This window comes from Streptomyces sp. NPDC090025 (assembly GCF_044748125.1).
Lineage (GTDB): Bacteria > Actinomycetota > Actinomycetes > Streptomycetales > Streptomycetaceae > Streptomyces.
Genome location: NZ_JBIVFL010000003.1, coordinates 110,530 through 126,283, shown reverse-complemented (window position 1 = coordinate 126,283; position 15,754 = coordinate 110,530). Strand labels below are relative to the sequence as shown.

Here is a 15,754-nt window from a genome sequence, read left to right as displayed (position 1 = left end):
GTACCTACGACTTCATGTCCGTACCGGAGCCCTTTCCCACATGACGAGCAGCACCGAGACCACCGCCACCACCCCGCAGGTTGCGGTCAACGACATCGGTAACGAGGAAGCCTTCCTCGCCGCGATCGACGAGACGATCAAGTACTTCAACGACGGCGACATCGTCGACGGCGTCATCGTGAAGGTCGACCGGGACGAGGTCCTGCTCGACATCGGTTACAAGACCGAAGGTGTCATCCCGAGCCGCGAGCTCTCGATCAAGCACGACGTCGACCCGAACGAGGTCGTCAAGGTCGGCGACGAGATCGAGGCCCTGGTTCTCCAGAAGGAGGACAAGGAAGGCCGCCTGATCCTCTCGAAGAAGCGTGCCCAGTACGAGCGCGCCTGGGGCACCATCGAGAAGATCAAGGAAGAGGACGGCATCGTCACCGGTACCGTCATCGAGGTCGTCAAGGGTGGTCTCATCCTCGACATCGGCCTCCGCGGCTTCCTCCCGGCCTCCCTGGTCGAGATGCGCCGCGTCCGCGACCTCCAGCCCTACGTGGGCAAGGAGCTCGAGGCGAAGATCATCGAGCTGGACAAGAACCGCAACAACGTGGTCCTGTCCCGCCGTGCCTGGCTCGAGCAGACCCAGTCCGAGGTCCGCCAGACCTTCCTCACGACCCTCCAGAAGGGTCAGGTCCGCTCCGGCGTCGTGTCCTCGATCGTCAACTTCGGTGCCTTCGTGGACCTGGGTGGCGTCGACGGCCTCGTGCACGTCTCCGAGCTCTCCTGGAAGCACATCGACCACCCGTCCGAGGTTGTCGAGGTCGGCCAGGAGGTCACCGTCGAGGTTCTCGACGTGGACATGGACCGCGAGCGCGTCTCCCTGTCGCTGAAGGCGACCCAGGAGGACCCGTGGCAGCAGTTCGCCCGTACCCACCAGATCGGCCAGGTCGTTCCGGGTAAGGTCACGAAGCTGGTCCCGTTCGGTGCGTTCGTCCGCGTGGACGAGGGCATCGAGGGTCTGGTCCACATCTCCGAGCTGGCCGAGCGCCACGTGGAGATCCCGGAGCAGGTCGTCCAGGTCAACGACGAGATCTTCGTCAAGGTCATCGACATCGACCTCGAGCGTCGTCGCATCAGCCTCTCGCTGAAGCAGGCCAACGAGTCCTTCGGTGCCGACCCGGCCTCGGTCGAGTTCGACCCGACCCTGTACGGCATGGCCGCGTCCTACGACGACCAGGGCAACTACATCTACCCCGAGGGCTTCGACCCCGAGACCAACGACTGGCTCGAGGGCTACGAGACCCAGCGCGAGGCGTGGGAGACCCAGTACGCCGAGGCGCAGCAGCGCTTCGAGCAGCACCAGGCCCAGGTCATCAAGTCCCGCGAGGCCGACGAGGCCGCCGCTGCCGAGGGTGGCGCCGCCGCTCCGGCCGGTGCCCCGGCCGGTGTCTCCGGCGGTTCGTACTCCTCGGAGTCGGACGACACGTCCGGCGCCCTGGCGTCGGACGAGGCCCTCGCCGCCCTGCGCGAGAAGCTGGCCGGCGGCCAGAGCTGAAACCGGCTCACCGCTGAGCTCCAGTAGCTAGCGTCGAGGCCCGCCTCCCTTCGGGGAGGCGGGCCTCGGTCGTTTCTCCCGGCGGAAATCCGCCGAGCCGGGAATGGCCGTCCCCGCCCCGGTGTTGATCAGGGAGAACACGAGGAGGAGCGGAATCGTGCGTGATCCCCAGGATGTGTACGAATGGGACCAGAAGGGTCTGGGCGTCGTCGACATGGCCCTGGCCCAGGAGTCGGCCGGGCTGGTCATGCTCTACCACTTCGACGGCTACATCGACGCCGGTGAGACCGGCGAGCAGATCGTCACGAGCCTGCTCGACACCCTGCCCCACCAGGTCGTCGCCCGCTTCGACCACGACCGCCTGGTGGACTACCGCGCCCGCCGCCCGCTGCTGACCTTCCGCCGCGACCGCTGGGCCGCCTACGAGACCCCCGCCATCGAGGTCCGTATCGTCCAGGACGCCACCGGCGCCCCCTTCCTGCTGCTGTCCGGCCCCGAACCGGACGTCGAGTGGGAGCTCTTCGCCGCCGCCGTCCGCCAGATCGTCGAGCGCCTGGGCGTCCGGCTCGCGGTCAACTTCCACGGCATCCCCATGGGCGTCCCGCACACCCGCCCCGTCGGCCTCACCCCGCACGGCAGCCGCACCGACCTCATGCCCGGCCACCGCAGCCCCTTCGACGAGGCCCAGGTGCCCGGCAGCGCCGAGTCCCTCATCGAGTACCGGCTCACCGAGTCCGGCCACGACACCCTCGGCGTCGCCGCCCACGTCCCGCACTACGTGGCCCGCTCCCCGTACCCGGACGCCGCGCTCACCGCCCTCGAAGCCGTCACCGCCGCCACCGGCCTGGTGCTCCCCGGCGTCGCGCACGCCCTGCGCACCGAGGCCCGCCGCACCCAGACCGAGATCGACCGCCAGATCGGCGAGGGCGACGAGGAGCTGACCGCGCTCGTCCAGGGCCTTGAGCACCAGTACGACGCCATGGCGGGCGCCGAGAGCCGGGGCAACCTGGTGGCCGAGCCCGTCGACCTGCCGTCGGCCGACGAACTGGGCCGCGAGTTCGAGCGCTTCCTCGCCGAGCGGGAGGGCGACGCATAGCGGCCGGGCGGCGGGATCTAAGCTGCCGCTCATGCTGAAGGTGGGCCTGACCGGCGGTATCGGCGCCGGCAAGAGCGAAGTGTCCCGGCTGCTCGTCTCGTACGGGGCGGTCCTGATCGACGCCGACCGGATCGCCCGCGAGGTCGTCGAGCCCGGCACCCCCGGACTCGTGGCCGTCATCGCCGAGTTCGGACCGGAGATCCTCACCCCCGAGGGCACCCTCGACCGGCCGAAGCTCGGCTCGATCGTGTTCGCCGACCCCGCCAGGCTCGCCGCGCTCAACGCGATCGTCCACCCCCTGGTCGGCGCCCGCTCCGCCGAACTCGAGGGCAAGGCCGGGGCCGGGGACGTGGTCGTCCACGACGTCCCGCTGCTCACCGAGAACGCCCTCGCCCCGCTCTACGACCTGGTCGTGGTCGTCGACGCCACCCCCGAGACCCAGCTCGACCGGCTGGTCCGGCTGCGCGGCATGACCGAGACCGAGGCCCGCGCCCGGATGGCCGCCCAGGCCGACCGCGCCCGACGGCGGGCCATCGCCGACCTGATCATCGACAACGACGGTCCGCTGGAGGCGCTGGAGCCCCAGGTGCGTGAGGTGTGGCGGCGGCTGCGCGAGCGCGCGTCGGCCACCGGCTGAAACGAGTCGGGCGCCACACGTCGCAACGGGCCGCCGACTGGGTAGAGATGACCTCCGCGAGGGCCCCGTCCCCGGAGCCCGTGGAATACGGTCACCGTGCCCGCTGTTGAACCGCCGGAGCGAAGGGAAGGACGTCACCGTGGCCGAGAGCAACCCGGAGACCCATGTCATCGACTACCGGGCCGCCGAGCACCTGCTGGCAGCCCGCGACCCGCGCGGAGCGGTCAAGCTCCTCGACTCGGTGATCGCCGCCCACCCCGAGAACACCGCCGCCCGGCTGCTGCGCGCCCGCGCCTTCTTCGCCGCCGCCCAACTCCGCTCCGCCGAGCTGGAGTTCGGTCTGGTCCTGGAGCGGGAGCCGGACAACGCGTTCGCGCACTTCGCGCTCGCCCGGACCTTCGAGCGCTCGGGCCGCCCCGAGCAGGCCGTGCGCCACTTCCGGCTCGCGGCCGCGCTCGACCCGAAGCCGGAGTACCTGGAAGCGGCCCGCTTCGACACCGGAACGGCCTGACGTCCGACGCCCTGACGGCCCCGCCCGGGGACCCCAGGCCCGGCGGGCGTCAGCCGCGCCCGTCGCCGTGGTCCGGTTCGTACGGCGGGACGTCCCGCCCCGGCTGCCAGTGCGGGCCCTGCCGGATGTGCCGGCTCACCAGGGTCAGGTCGACGGCCGCCACCAGGAACAGCACCCCGCAGGCGGTCGCCCAGCCCGGCCGTCCCAGCAGGGCGAACACCGTGGTGCCGAAGACGGCCCACAGCACCCCCCACAGGCTCAGCCAGAACCGCAGCCGCAGCGCACTGCGCGCGGTCGCCGGTTCACTGCCCGTCCGCATGACGTCGCATCTCCCGGATGGCGGGTCCCCTCGGGTCCACCTCCCAGGATCCACCCGGACCGCCGGTTCCGGAAAGCCCCGGCGGCCTCACCCACGCCCCTGCCCGTGTCCACCGCGGGCCCCGCCGGTCAGTGCACGACGGTGTAGCTGCGCCAGGGCAGCGCCTCCGGCGCGATCTGGTTCGACGTCTTGCTCGGCAGGTACGTCGGCTCCTCGCCCCGGCAGTCCCGCGTCCGGTACAGCACGACGTCCACAAGGGTTCCGTTCTCCACCTTCGTGGCGCCCGCCGGAGCCAGCTTGTGGCAGCCCTTCACCGAGGGACTGGTCACCGCCACCGCGACCTCGTGCCCGGTCTCGTACGAGAGCACGCCCACCGCGCTGCGGCCGAGGCCGGAACAGCCCGCGACGGACAGCGCGAGCAGGCTCGCCCCGGTGGCGATGGCGAGACGCCGGTGAAGGGACATGGCGGGATTCCTCGTCTGTCGGGCGACGGTGGCCGAAGCCGGTTCCCCGCCACCCTGCCGCCTCCCGGACCGGCTGTCATGTTCTGTTGGGCCGCCCGGGGGAGGCGCCGCACCCGGCCGTTGTCAGACCCCACCCGTAAGGTCGTAGATCCAGGGACATGACCGTCCCGGGACCGGAGCAGGAGCAGGAGGTGACAGACAGCGTGAGCGGCACCGTGACCACCGCCATGACCACCCCCGCGGTCAGTGTCTTCCCCGGCTGCGCCGCGGTCTTCCTGCCCGCCGAGCTGCCCCGCGACGGCCGGGTCGCGCTCTGGTCACCGGACGGCGGGCCGCTGCCCGGCGACCGCACCGGCGAGCCCGGCGGCCCGGGACTGCCGGGGTCCGCCGAGCGCGGCGAGCTCACCGTCGCCCGGCGGCACGGCACCGGCGCCCGCGCCAGGACCGTGCCCGCCGTGCTGCTGCCCGTCGTCGACGCCCTGCCCCACCTGGTCGCCGCCCGCCACCACCCCGCCGCGCACCCCGCGACCGCCTGCTGGGGCGCCGCCGCCCTGCACGCCCTGCACCTGATCGCCCGCGGCCGGCTGCTTCCCGGCCTCACCGCCGACGACCAGGACGCCTGGCGGGCCGGACCTCTCGACGCCGACGACATCGCCCATCTGCGGGCCGTCGCCGCCGCCATGCCGCCCGAGGCACACGCCACGCCCGTCGCCGGGACCGGCCCGCTCCGGCTGCCCGAGCCCGAGGCACTGGTCCGCGCCTTCCTCGACGCCGTCGCCGACACCCTGCCCCGCACCCCCGCCGCGCCCCACGCGGCCGGGGCGCCGTTCGCCGCCCGCGAGCCCAGCCGGCTGCCCCGCGCCCGCGCCTGGGCCGCCGAGGCCGCCGCCGGGATGGACGCCGGGGTCCGCGTCTCGCTCCGGCTCGACCTGTCCGCCTTCGAGCTGTTCGACACCGCCGCCGAGTCCGACGCCCTCGACGGCACGGAGCGGCAGGCCGCGGCCGCCCTGCTCCAGGTGCACAGCCTCGCCGACCCCACCCTCGTCATCGACGCCGCCGCCCTCTGGTCCGGGGACGGCGACGAACCCTTCGGACCGCGCGCCCGCATCGACGCCGTCGTCGCGCTGCGCCGCGCCGCCCGGGTCTGGCCGCCCCTCGGCCGCCTGCTCGAACGGGACGTGCCCGACGTCCTGTCCGTCACCGAGGACGAGCTGTACGAGCTCCTCGGCCCCGCCGCCACCCGGCTCGCCGACGCCGGGGTCACCGTGCACTGGCCCCGCGACCTGGTCCGCTCGCTCACCGCGGCCGCCGTCGTCCGCCCCGCACCCGGCTCCGCCACCGACGGCACCACCTTCTTCGACAGCGACGAACTGCTCCGCTTCGACTGGCAGGTCGCGCTCGACGGCGACCCCCTCACCAGCCGGGAGATGGACGCCCTCGCCGAGGCCCACCGCCCCGTCGTCCGGCTCCGCGACCAATGGGTGGTCGTCGACCCCGACCTCGTCCGCAAGGTCCGCAAGCGCGAACTCGGCCTGCTCCAGCCCGTCGACGCCCTCGCCGCCGCCCTCACCGGCACCGCCGAGGTCGACGGACAGACCGTCCCCGCCGTCCCGGTCGGCGCCCTCGCCACCCTCCGGGACCGGCTGCTCGCAGGACCCGAGGACCTGCCGCCCCCGCCCGGCCTCGACGCCACCCTGCGCGACTACCAGCTCCGCGGCCTGGCCTGGCTCGACCTGATGACCTCGCTCGGCCTCGGCGGCTGCCTCGCCGACGACATGGGACTCGGCAAGACCGTCACCCTCATCGCCCTCCACCTGCGCCGCGCCCGCCCCGCCCCCACCCTCGTCGTCTGCCCCGCCTCGCTGCTCGGCAACTGGCAGCGGGAGATCCAGCGCTTCGCCCCCGGCGTCCCCGTCCGCCGCTTCCACGGACCCGACCGCACCCTCGCCGGACTCGACGGCGGCTTCGTCCTCACCACCTACGGCACCCTGCGCACCAGCACGCCCGTGCTCGCCGCCCAGCGCTGGGGCCTGCTCGTCGCCGACGAGGCCCAGCACGTGAAGAACCCCTTCTCGGCCACCGCCAAGGCACTGCGCGAAGTCCCCGCGCCCGCCCGCGTCGCGCTCACCGGCACCCCCGTCGAGAACAACCTCTCCGAGCTGTGGGCGCTGCTCGACTGGACCACCCCCGGCCTGCTCGGCCCGCTCAAGGCATTCCGCTCCCGGCACGCCCGCGCCGTGGAGAACAACGAGGAGATCGGCAACGAGGAGGCCGTCGAGCGACTGGCCCGGCTCGTCCGGCCGTTCCTGCTGCGCCGCCGCAAGTCCGACCCCGGCATCGTCCCCGAACTGCCGCCCAAGACCGAGTCCGACCACCCCGTGCCGCTCACCCGCGAACAGGCATCGCTCTACGAGGCGGTGGTCCGCGAGACGATGGCCCGGATCGAGGGCGCCGAGGGCATGGCCCGGCGCGGGCTCGTCATGAAGCTGCTCACCTCCCTCAAGCAGATCTGCGACCACCCCGCCCTCTACCTGAAGGAAGGCGCCCCGGGCTCCGGCGCCCGCGCGGCGACCGGCCGGGTGCGGCTGGCCGGCCGCTCGGGGAAGCTCGCCCTCCTCGACGAGCTCCTCGACACGATCCTCGCCGAGGACGGCGCCGTCCTGGTCTTCACCCAGTACGTGTCGATGGCCCGGCTCCTGGAGGCCCATCTGGCCGCCCGGGGCGTCCCCACCCAGCTCCTGCACGGCGGCACCCCGGTGCCCGAGCGCGAGCGGATGGTCGACCGCTTCCAGGACGGCGAGGTGCCGGTCTTCCTGCTCTCCCTGAAGGCCGCGGGCACCGGCCTCAACCTCACCCGGGCCGGCCATGTCGTGCACTACGACCGCTGGTGGAACCCGGCCGTCGAGGAGCAGGCCACCGACCGCGCCTACCGGATCGGCCAGACCCAGCCGGTCCAGGTCCACCGGCTGATCGCCGAAGGCACCGTCGAGGACCGCATCGCCGAGATGCTGCGCGCCAAGCGGGCCCTCGCCGACGCCGTCCTCGGCTCCGGCGAGGCCGCCCTCACCGAGCTCACCGACCGCGAGCTCGCCGACCTGGTGTCCCTGAGGAGGCCCGGATGAGCCGCCTCCCCGCCCGCCCCCGCCCCACCGCGCTGCCCCGGCACGACGACCGGCGGCGCGGCTTCCCCCGGCTCGCCCCGCGCCAGGCCCCCGACGGCCGCTTCGCCGCCACCTGGTGGGGCAACGCCTGGGTCGACGCCCTGGAGGACACCGCCCTCGACCCGGCCCGGCTCGCCCGCGGCAAGGCGTACGCCCAGCGCGGCCATGTGGACGCGATCACCGTCACCCCCGGCCGGGTCACCGCCTATGTGCACGGCAGCCGCCCCCGGCCGTACCGCACCGAGATCCGGCTGCGGACCCTCGGCGACGACGACTGGGAGCGGTTCCTCGACGAGGCCGCCGCCCGGCCCGAGCACATCGCGGCCCTCCTCGACAAGGACGTGCCGCACGCCCTGGAGGCCGTCACCGGGCTGCTGCCCGCCCCCGGCGACCTGGTCCCCGACTGCTCCTGCCCCGACGACGGCTTCCCCTGCAAGCACGCCGCCGCGCTCTGCTACCAGTCGGCCCGGCTCCTCGACGAGGACCCGTTCGTCCTCTTCCTGATGCGCGGCCGCGGCGAGCAGGAGCTGCTCGCCGAGCTCACCCGGCGCAACGCCGCCCGTTCCGCCGCCGAGGGCGCCACCGCCGCCCCCGCGATCCCCACCGTCCCGGCCCGCACCGTGCTCGCCCCGACCACCGGGCACACCCTGCCGCCGTTGCCACCGCCGTTCCCCGCCCCCGACCGGCCGGGCCGTCCCGCCGTCTTCCCGGCCGACCCCGAGGCGCCCGACCCGCTCGCGCTCGACCTGCTCGCCGGGGAGGCCGCCGCCCGCGCCCACACCTTCCTCAGCACCGGACACGACCCGGTCGCCGCCCTCACCCCCTGGCAGGACGCCGTCCGGCTGGCCGCCGCGCACCCCGGCTCCGGGCTCACCGCAGCCACCCGCGCGCTCTACCGCGACCTCGCCCACGCCCTGGACCGCACCTCCACCGATCTGGCCCGCGCCGTCGCCGCCTGGCGGCAGGGCGGCACCACCGGGCTCGCCGTGCTCGAAGAACCGTGGGACCCGCCCGCCGGTCCCTTCGACCGGGCCAGACCCGCCCTGCTCGCCGCCGACCTGCCCGCCTTCCGCCCCTGGCGCAACCGGCTCTCCACCCGCTCGCTACAGCTCCGCTTCGGCCGCGACGGCCTCTGGTACGGCTACGAGTCGGACCCCGACCGCGAGGACTGGTGGCCCCGCGGCACCCCGGACGCCGACCCGGTCGGCGTGATCACCGACCTGCTCGGGGGAGCCGACCGATAGGCTGGGGGAGACGTCCGCACGGCGAAGGGGGCCCGGTGGAAGCCGAGTTGGTGGCACTGGCGACGACGGGGGCGACCGCGCTCGTCCAGCAGATGGTCGGCGACGGCTGGGAGCGGGTCCGCACCCGGGTCGCCGCGTTCTTCGCCGCCCGGTCCGGGAGTGACGAGGCGGCCGTCGGCGCCGAACTCGACGCCGTACGCGAGGAACTGCTCCAGGCCGAGCGCACCGGCGACGAGGACGCCACCGCGGAGGCGCGGGACGAGGCCAGGGCCGAATGGCGCTCCCGGATGCGCCGCACGCTGCGCGCCGACCCCGAGGCCGCCACCGAGTTGCGCGGCATCCTCGCCGAGCTGGCGGGCGAGCCGGGCGCGTCCGCCGCGCCGCAGACCACCATCATCAACAACACCATCGAGAACGGGTCCTTCGACATCGCCCTCCAGGTCGGCATCGTCCACCGGGGTCACATCCACCACACCCGCACCGACGGCCCCAGGGCGGCCCCCGGCTCCGGCGCCCCGTCGGACATCTGACCGAACATCCGGCCCGCCCCGGGCCGCACCCGGCCGTCCCCCGTACGGCCCAGAGGTCCGGCCGTTCCCGATCACCCCTCCACCCTGTGGGAGAATGCTCAACTTTCTTCCGTGTAAAGGGAGTTCGACGCTGTGACCTGCGTCGACGCCGGGTCCACCGGACCCCGTGAGGGGTCGGGCGAGGCGCCGGAAACACCCGAGGTCGGGACATGATCGGCCGCGCCACACTCCCTCGATGGAGTGAAAGACGACGGTCGTCGGATCCGGCCGCATCCCGGATGGCGTTATTTCGGGTACGGGCGAGGGCCCGTGAAGACATCCGGAAGGCAGGAAGCCATGAGGCAGATTCGCCGAAGTGGTCTGGCCACACTGTTGGTCACCGGTGGCGCGCTCGCGCTGTCGGCGGGCGCCGCGCACGCCGACTCCGGCGCGCAGGGCGTCGCGGCCGGTTCGCCGGGCGTGGGCTCGGGCAACACGATCCAGCTGCCGGTGCACGTGCCCGCGAACCTCTGCGGGAACACCGTCAGCGTGGTCGGACTGCTCAACCCGGCAGCAGGCAACAGCTGTGCCAACCGCTCCGCCGAGTCCCGGCACGACTCCGGAGTCCGCGACGGCGGCCCGTCCCACAAGGACCTGCCGGGCACCCCGCGCGCCGGTTCCTCCGACGGCGGCACCCGTGGTGGGCACGGCGGCGGGCACAACGGCGGCGGCGCCACCGCGCAGAGCCAGACCGCCGGTTCCCCCGGCCTGCTCTCCGGCAACGGCCTCCAGCTGCCGATCGACCTCCCGGTCAACGTCAGCGGCAACTCGGTGAACGTCGTCGGCGTCGGCAACCCCGCCATCGGCAACACCGCGGTCAACGAGTCGACGCCCGAGGAGGAGTGCGAGCACCCCCAGCCGCCGACCCCGCACCCGCCGACCCCGGTCCGCAACCTGCCGCCCAAGCCGAGCACCCGGACGCTGCCGCCCGCCCCGGCGCCGCAGGCCGACTCGGTCGCCCTGGCCAGCACCGGAGCGGAGTCCATGGGCTACGCCGCGTCGGCCAGCGCCGCGTTCCTCCTCGGCGGCGCGCTGCTCTACCGGCGGGCCCGCCGCGCCTCGGCGGACGGCCAGAGCTGACCCGACCGGATCCGACCTGACCGGATCCGACCGGACCCCTCCGCCGCCCACGGCGCCCCGGCTCCACCGCGCCCGCCGCCCTGGCCGCCCACCGGGATCGCCGGGATCGCCAGGTCACCGGACCGCCGCTCAGGCCGCCCGCCAGGACCGCAGCACCGCCTCCATGGCGGGTGCGATCCGCGCCCTGGCCTGGTGCCGGGGCACCCCGGTCATCAGGAGCGTGTCGTAGTCGGTGTCGACATGGCGCACGGCGGCCCGCACCGCGGCCGTGACCGCACCCGTGTCGAGGGCCCGGCCGGCCGCCGTCCGGCCGACCCGGCCGCTGCCCTTCGCCGAGGCGTGCACCGCGATCGCGGTCGCGCGCTCGGCCGGGCAGCCGGGGAACAGCCGCAGGATCTCCGCCTCCAGGGCGGCCGTGACCGCCGAGTCCCGCTCGGCCCGGCGCGCCGCGTCCCGGGCCCGGCGGCGGGCCCGCGCCTCGGCGTCCGCCAGGCAGGCGGCCTCGGCCCGGACGAGCGCCGCCTCCTCCACGAGCAGGCCCTGGCGCTCGTACCGGGTGCGCCGCCGGTTGTGCCGTACCACCACCGCCCACAGCGAACTGCCCTCCCGGGCCCGGCGGGTGAGGGCGGTGTCACCGCGGCGCAGGAAGACGAGATGGCCGAGGTCGGCGCAGTCCAGGCAGACCAGTGCGTTGAACTCGACGATCATCCGCTGCATCGGCCCCTGGCGGCACTCCGAGCAGCGGCGCCGCCGGAGCGGTTCGACCACGACGGGGGCGACGAGATCCACGACGGGTTCCTACCCGCCCGCCTCTCAGCGCACGCTCGGCGCGGCCGCCTCGATGAACTCGGCGAGGGCGGCCTTCGCCTCCTCCGAGCGCAGCGTCCGCTCCTCGTCGTCCCCGGCCTCGTGCATGCAGTGGGTCGACTCGAACGCGGCTTCGGCGAGCCGCCGGGTGGCCGGTTCGTCGCAGATCAGCTGGACCCGGAACAGCGCCTGGCGGGCGGCGGTGCGCTGCCGGTAGGAGGCGTGCCGGGACTGCTCGGCCTCCTCGGAGCCCGGTTCGAGCCGGGCCCGGAACCAGCGGTCGTTCTGGCTCTGCCGGTAGTCGACCACGGCGCCCGCGAAGGCGCTGTAGGTCGCGATCCGTTCCTGCCGCAGCTGCTCGGTCCTGGCGAGCGAGGCCGTGCGCTCGGTGGCACGGCCCTGGAACCAGTGGGTGGCCACCGCACCCAGCAGGGTTCCGATGACGGCTATGAGTGCGGCGTCCATGGCCGGTGCGCTCCCCTCGGCGCTGCCCTCCGGCGGCTCCGGAAGATCCGTCAGATCATCGCAGCAGCACGGGAATCGGCGGCCGAGGGGCCACCCGTACCGCTGCCCGCCCCTGACGGCCCACCGCCGACGGCCCGTCGCCTACTGCCGGTAGCCGCTCAGGAAGCGCCCGATCCGGCTGATGGCGGCGTCGAGGTCGTCCGCGTACGGCAGGGTGAGGATCCGGAAGTGGTCCGGGCGCGGCCAGTTGAAGCCGGTGCCCTGGACGACCTGGATCTTCTCCCGGAGCAGCAGGTCGAGCACGAAACGCTCGTCGTCGTGGATCGGGTAGACCGCCGGGTCGAGGCGCGGGAAGGCGTAGAGCGCGCCCTGCGGTTTGACGCAGCTGACACCGGGGATCTCGTTGAGCTTCTGCCAGGCGAGGTCGCGCTGCTCGCGCAGCCGCCCGCCGGGGGCGGTGAGTTCATGGATCGACTGCCGTCCGCCGAGCGCGGCCTGGATGGCGTACTGCGCGGGCGCGTTGGGGCACAGCCGCATGGAGGCCAGCATGGTCATGCCCTCCAGATAGCTCCGGGCGTGCTCCTTGGGGCCGGTGACGACCAGCCAGCCGGAGCGGAAGCCGGCCACCCGGTAGGTCTTGGAGAGGCCGCCGAAGGTGAGCACGACCAGGTCGGGGGCGAGCGAGGCGACCGGGTGGTGGACGGTGTCGTCGTAGACGATCTGGTCGTAGATCTCGTCGGCGAAGACCAGCAGGCCGTGGCGGCGGGCGAGGTCCAGGATGCCTTCCAGGACCTCCTTCGGGTAGACCGCGCCGGTCGGGTTGTTGGGGTTGATGATCAGGACCGCGCGGGTGCGGTCGGTGATCTTCGCGGCCATGTCGTCGAGGTCGGGGTACCAGCCGTTGGACTCGTCGCACAGGTAGTGCACGGCCCTGCCGCCCGCGAGGGTGGTGACGGCGGTCCACAGCGGGTAGTCCGGGGCCGGTACGAGGACCTCGTCGCCGTTCTCCAGGAGGGCCTGGACGGCCATCGAGACCAGCTCGGACACGCCGTTGCCGAGGTAGATGTCGTCGACGTCGACGTCCGGCAGGCCCATCGACTGGCAGCGCTGGGCGACGGCGCGGCGGGCGGACAGGATGCCGCGCGAGTCGGTGTAGCCGTGCGCCTTGGGGAGCATCCGGATCATGTCCTGGACGATCTCCTCGGGCGCCTCGAAGCCGAACAGCGCGGGATTGCCGGTGTTCAGACGCAGGACGCTGTGGCCCGCCTCCTCCAGGGCGTTCGCCTGCTCGATGACCGGTCCGCGGATCTCGTAGCAGACATCGTTCAGCTTGCTCGACTGCCGGAACTCCATGTGCCCGACCTCCCCAGAAGTGTTGATGCTTGGTTTTACCAAGTGTGAGCTTGGAAAGTCCAACACCATGTCTAGACTGCGTCGCATGCCCCGTGAGTCACGCCCACCGCGTCCGGCCCGCCGCCGGAGTTACGACCAGTACTGCGCGACCGCCCGCGCCCTCGACGCCGTCGGCGACCGGTGGACCCTGCTGATCGTCCGCGAACTCCTCGCCGGGCCGCGCCGCTACACCGACCTGCACGCCGACCTGCCCGGCGTCAGCACCGACATGCTCGCGGGCCGCCTCAAGGACATGGAGGCCGCCGCCCTGGTCACCCGGCGCAAACTGCCGCCACCCGTCCCGGCGTACGTGTACGAGCTCACCGACCGCGGCCGCGAACTGCTGCCGGTGCTGCGGGCCCTCGCCGCCTGGGGCGCGCCCGAACTCGGCGAGACCCGGCCGACGGACGCCGTACGGGCCCACTGGTTCGCCGTACCGCTGCTCGACGCGCTCGCCGGACTCGGCGCGAAGGTGGTCCAGGTGACCCTGGACGAGGGCGAGTTCCACGTACGGGCCGGGGCGGACGGGCGGTTCGGCTACGCGGAAGGCCCGGCCGCCGACGCCGAGGTGCGGCTGCGCACGGACGTGGCGACCTGCCGGGCGCTCGCGGACGGCGAACTGGGCCTGACCGAGGCCGTCGAGACGGGCCGGGTGGCCATGGCGCAGTGAGCCCGAAACAGGCGTCGGATGCCGCCAACCGCCCAAGGACGACAGGAGCCGGTTGTGCTCCACGTGGCCTATCTGCTGCCCAAGGGCGCGCCGCTCTCGGTGGACGAGCCCGCCCCGGCCTGCGCGGCGGGCGGGGCGAAGCGCTGACCGCCGTACGGTGAACCCGGGCCGGTGACCGCCGTACGGCAGGATGGGCGGGGAGCGACCGAGGGGACCCGTCGATGCGATTCGAACCGATCAGCTGGCAGCGGCTGGCCGAGGCCGTGGCCGACCGCCTCGAAGCGACCGGCCCGGCGGCGGCGGACGGCGGCGACCGGCTCAAGCTCGGCGTCGACGGCGCGCCCGCCGCGCCCTGCGCGGAGTTCGCCGAGCGGATCGCCGACGTCCTCCGCGGCCGCGGGCGGCCGGTCCTGACCGTCGCGACCGACGGCTTCCTGCGGCCCGCCTCGCTGCGCTTCGAGTACGGCAAGCAGGACCCGGACGCGTACTACAGCGGCTGGTACGACACCGGCGCGCTGTGGCGCGAGGTGTTCGGGCCGCTCGCGCCCGACGGCACCGGCCGGGTGCTGCCCGACCTCTGGAACCCGGTCACCGACCGCGCCACCCGCAGCCCGGCCGTCCCGCTCCCGCCCGGCGGCGTGCTGATCGTGCACGGCCCGTTCCTGCTGGGCCACTGGTTCCCCTTCGACCTCACGGCCCACCTCCACCTCTCCCCGGCCGCGCTCGCCCGCCGCACCGCCGAGCCCTGGACCCTCCCGGCCTTCGCCCGGTACACGACGGAGACCGACCCGGCGGGCACCGCCGACACCACCGTCCGCGCGGACGACCCCCGGCGGCCCGCCTGGACGGGATTCCGCTCCTAGGCGGGGTGGGCGTGGGGTGTACGGGCAGGGCTCAGGGCCGCCCGCCGGTGCGGGTCACCGCCGCCGCGCCCGCCCGGCAGCCCGCCAGGGCCGCGGCGCCCGGTGAGGCGCCGGACAACAGGGTGGTGAGGAAGGCACCGGTGAACGCGTCGCCCGCGCCGGTGGTGTCGACGGGGCGCGCGGCCGGGGCCGGGACGCGCGCCAGCAGCCGGCCGCGCGATGCCACCACCGCGCCCGCCGGGCCCAGGGTGACCGCGACCAGCGGGAAGCGGTCGCTGAGGGCGACGGCCGCGTCCGCCGGATCGGCGAGCCCGGTCAGCAGACACGCCTCGTCGGCGTTGGGCAGCAGACAGTCCGCGCCGTGCGCCGCCGCCAGGAACAGATCGGGGCCCAGCTCCCGCAGAAAACCCGCCGACGCCGGGTCCACGCTCACCGGGACGCCCGCCGCGCACGCGTCGCGCAGCACCACGGCGGCCGTCGCGCGGCTGCGGTCGGCGAAGAACAGGTAGCCGGACAGATGCACCCGGCCGACCCCGTCGAGCAGCCGCGGCGACCAGTCGCCCGGCGCGAGCCGCAGCGCCGCCCCGCTGTCCGTCAGGAACGTGCGCTCCGCGTCCGCGCCGACCAGCGCGATCACCGTCGCCGTCGGCACCTCGGGGTCCGGCACCAGGGTGGGCCGCACCCCGGCCGCCCGCAGCGCCCGCTCGTGCCAGGCCGCCGCGTCCACGCCCACCCGGGCGAGCAGCCGTACCTCCGCGTCGCCCGAACACGCCGCCCAGCACGCCACATTGGCTCCCGCCCCGCCCGGCAGGGTCCGGATCAGGGCCGCCGTGTCGGTGGCGGGCGCCAGCGGCTCCGCGTGCCGGGCCACCACGTCCGTGACCACGTCACCCACCACGAGCAGCGCCTCCCGCGCAGAGGCCGGCGATCCCG

At 74.2% G+C, this 15,754-nt stretch carries 16 protein-coding genes; 10 read left to right on the top strand and 6 right to left on the bottom strand.

Going from position 1 to position 15,754, the window contains the following annotated elements:
- Positions 1–40: 40 nt before the first annotated feature.
- The 4 genes from rpsA (at position 41) to ACIPXM_RS09940 (ending at position 3,787) form a co-directional block, all read left to right on the top strand.
- A complete protein-coding gene (gene rpsA / locus ACIPXM_RS09955; RefSeq protein WP_132915486.1) occupies positions 41–1,543 on the top strand; it encodes a 30S ribosomal protein S1 in 1,503 nt (500 codons plus the stop codon).
- Between the two features lie 157 nt (positions 1,544–1,700).
- Positions 1,701–2,639 (top strand): PAC2 family protein, encoded by a 939-nt coding sequence (locus ACIPXM_RS09950; protein ID WP_401653928.1) that lies wholly within the window; start codon positions 1,701–1,703, stop codon positions 2,637–2,639.
- A 31-nt stretch (positions 2,640–2,670) separates the two neighbouring features.
- Positions 2,671–3,276: a dephospho-CoA kinase gene (gene coaE, locus ACIPXM_RS09945; protein ID WP_401653925.1), complete on the top strand. Its 606-nt coding sequence runs from the start codon at positions 2,671–2,673 to the stop codon at positions 3,274–3,276.
- A 139-nt stretch (positions 3,277–3,415) separates the two neighbouring features.
- On the top strand, positions 3,416–3,787 hold the full coding sequence (locus ACIPXM_RS09940) for a tetratricopeptide repeat protein (protein WP_401653924.1): 372 nt from the start codon (positions 3,416–3,418) through the stop codon (positions 3,785–3,787).
- A gap of 49 nt (positions 3,788–3,836) precedes the next feature.
- On the opposite strand, the gene ACIPXM_RS09935 is transcribed toward ACIPXM_RS09940, so the two are convergent.
- Positions 3,837–4,106: a DUF6343 family protein gene (locus tag ACIPXM_RS09935; protein WP_401653922.1), complete on the bottom strand. Its 270-nt coding sequence runs from the start codon at positions 4,104–4,106 to the stop codon at positions 3,837–3,839.
- A gap of 128 nt (positions 4,107–4,234) precedes the next feature.
- Positions 4,235–4,570 carry a hypothetical protein gene (locus ACIPXM_RS09930; RefSeq protein ID WP_401653920.1) on the bottom strand — a complete coding sequence of 112 codons (336 nt, stop codon included), beginning with the start codon at positions 4,568–4,570 and terminating at the stop codon, positions 4,235–4,237.
- A gap of 227 nt (positions 4,571–4,797) precedes the next feature.
- On the opposite strand from ACIPXM_RS09930, the gene ACIPXM_RS09925 reads away from it, so the two are divergent.
- The 4 genes from ACIPXM_RS09925 to ACIPXM_RS09910 all read left to right on the top strand — a co-directional run bounded on the left by ACIPXM_RS09925 (position 4,798) and on the right by ACIPXM_RS09910 (position 10,624).
- Positions 4,798–7,692, top strand: a complete 2,895-nt coding sequence (locus ACIPXM_RS09925; protein ID WP_401654785.1) for a DEAD/DEAH box helicase — start codon at positions 4,798–4,800, stop codon at positions 7,690–7,692.
- Positions 7,689–8,975, top strand: a complete 1,287-nt coding sequence (locus ACIPXM_RS09920; RefSeq protein ID WP_401653918.1) for an SWIM zinc finger family protein — start codon at positions 7,689–7,691, stop codon at positions 8,973–8,975. The genes ACIPXM_RS09925 and ACIPXM_RS09920 overlap by 4 nt, the downstream gene beginning before the upstream one ends.
- A 35-nt stretch (positions 8,976–9,010) precedes the next feature.
- Positions 9,011–9,505 carry a hypothetical protein gene (locus ACIPXM_RS09915; protein WP_401653916.1) on the top strand — a complete coding sequence of 165 codons (495 nt, stop codon included), beginning with the start codon at positions 9,011–9,013 and terminating at the stop codon, positions 9,503–9,505.
- A 336-nt stretch (positions 9,506–9,841) separates the two neighbouring features.
- A complete protein-coding gene (locus tag ACIPXM_RS09910; protein WP_401653914.1) occupies positions 9,842–10,624 on the top strand; it encodes a chaplin in 783 nt (260 codons plus the stop codon).
- Positions 10,625–10,753: 129 nt separating this feature from the next.
- Here ACIPXM_RS09910 and ACIPXM_RS09905 read toward each other — a convergent pair whose 3' ends face one another.
- From ACIPXM_RS09905 to ACIPXM_RS09895, 3 genes are all read right to left on the bottom strand, one after another.
- Positions 10,754–11,413 carry a DUF2293 domain-containing protein gene (locus ACIPXM_RS09905; protein ID WP_401653912.1) on the bottom strand — a complete coding sequence of 220 codons (660 nt, stop codon included), beginning with the start codon at positions 11,411–11,413 and terminating at the stop codon, positions 10,754–10,756.
- Between the two features lie 24 nt (positions 11,414–11,437).
- Entirely contained in the window at positions 11,438–11,896 is a 459-nt protein-coding gene (locus tag ACIPXM_RS09900) for a hypothetical protein (RefSeq protein WP_401653910.1), read from the bottom strand.
- 141 nt (positions 11,897–12,037) lie between these two features.
- Positions 12,038–13,249, bottom strand: a complete 1,212-nt coding sequence (locus tag ACIPXM_RS09895) for a pyridoxal phosphate-dependent aminotransferase (RefSeq protein WP_401653908.1) — start codon at positions 13,247–13,249, stop codon at positions 12,038–12,040.
- A gap of 85 nt (positions 13,250–13,334) precedes the next feature.
- On the opposite strand from ACIPXM_RS09895, the gene ACIPXM_RS09890 reads away from it, so the two are divergent.
- Both ACIPXM_RS09890 and ACIPXM_RS09885 read left to right on the top strand, forming a co-directional pair.
- Entirely contained in the window at positions 13,335–13,958 is a 624-nt protein-coding gene (locus tag ACIPXM_RS09890; protein WP_401653906.1) for a winged helix-turn-helix transcriptional regulator, read from the top strand.
- Between the two features lie 221 nt (positions 13,959–14,179).
- A complete protein-coding gene (locus ACIPXM_RS09885) occupies positions 14,180–14,821 on the top strand; it encodes a uridine kinase (RefSeq protein WP_401653904.1) in 642 nt (213 codons plus the stop codon).
- A gap of 31 nt (positions 14,822–14,852) precedes the next feature.
- On the opposite strand, the gene ACIPXM_RS09880 is transcribed toward ACIPXM_RS09885, so the two are convergent.
- Entirely contained in the window at positions 14,853–15,719 is an 867-nt protein-coding gene (locus tag ACIPXM_RS09880) for a carbohydrate kinase family protein (RefSeq protein ID WP_401653901.1), read from the bottom strand.
- Between the last annotated feature and the right edge of the window lie 35 nt (positions 15,720–15,754).

Excerpts from the sequence above, each read along its gene's own strand:
- rpsA (WP_132915486.1), top strand. The coding sequence starts at position 41 with ATGACGAGCAGCACCGAGACCACCGCCACCACCCCGCAGGTTGCGGTC.
- coaE (WP_401653925.1), top strand. The coding sequence starts at position 2,671 with ATGCTGAAGGTGGGCCTGACCGGCGGTATCGGCGCCGGCAAGAGCGAA.
- ACIPXM_RS09935 (WP_401653922.1), bottom strand. The coding sequence starts at position 4,106 with ATGCGGACGGGCAGTGAACCGGCGACCGCGCGCAGTGCGCTGCGGCTG.
- ACIPXM_RS09930 (WP_401653920.1), bottom strand. The coding sequence starts at position 4,570 with ATGTCCCTTCACCGGCGTCTCGCCATCGCCACCGGGGCGAGCCTGCTC.
- ACIPXM_RS09925 (WP_401654785.1), top strand. The coding sequence starts at position 4,798 with ATGACCACCCCCGCGGTCAGTGTCTTCCCCGGCTGCGCCGCGGTCTTC.
- ACIPXM_RS09920 (WP_401653918.1), top strand. The coding sequence starts at position 7,689 with ATGAGCCGCCTCCCCGCCCGCCCCCGCCCCACCGCGCTGCCCCGGCAC.
- ACIPXM_RS09910 (WP_401653914.1), top strand. The coding sequence starts at position 9,842 with ATGAGGCAGATTCGCCGAAGTGGTCTGGCCACACTGTTGGTCACCGGT.
- ACIPXM_RS09900 (WP_401653910.1), bottom strand. The coding sequence starts at position 11,896 with ATGGACGCCGCACTCATAGCCGTCATCGGAACCCTGCTGGGTGCGGTG.
- ACIPXM_RS09895 (WP_401653908.1), bottom strand. The coding sequence starts at position 13,249 with ATGGAGTTCCGGCAGTCGAGCAAGCTGAACGATGTCTGCTACGAGATC.
- ACIPXM_RS09890 (WP_401653906.1), top strand. The coding sequence starts at position 13,335 with ATGCCCCGTGAGTCACGCCCACCGCGTCCGGCCCGCCGCCGGAGTTAC.
- ACIPXM_RS09885 (WP_401653904.1), top strand. The coding sequence starts at position 14,180 with ATGCGATTCGAACCGATCAGCTGGCAGCGGCTGGCCGAGGCCGTGGCC.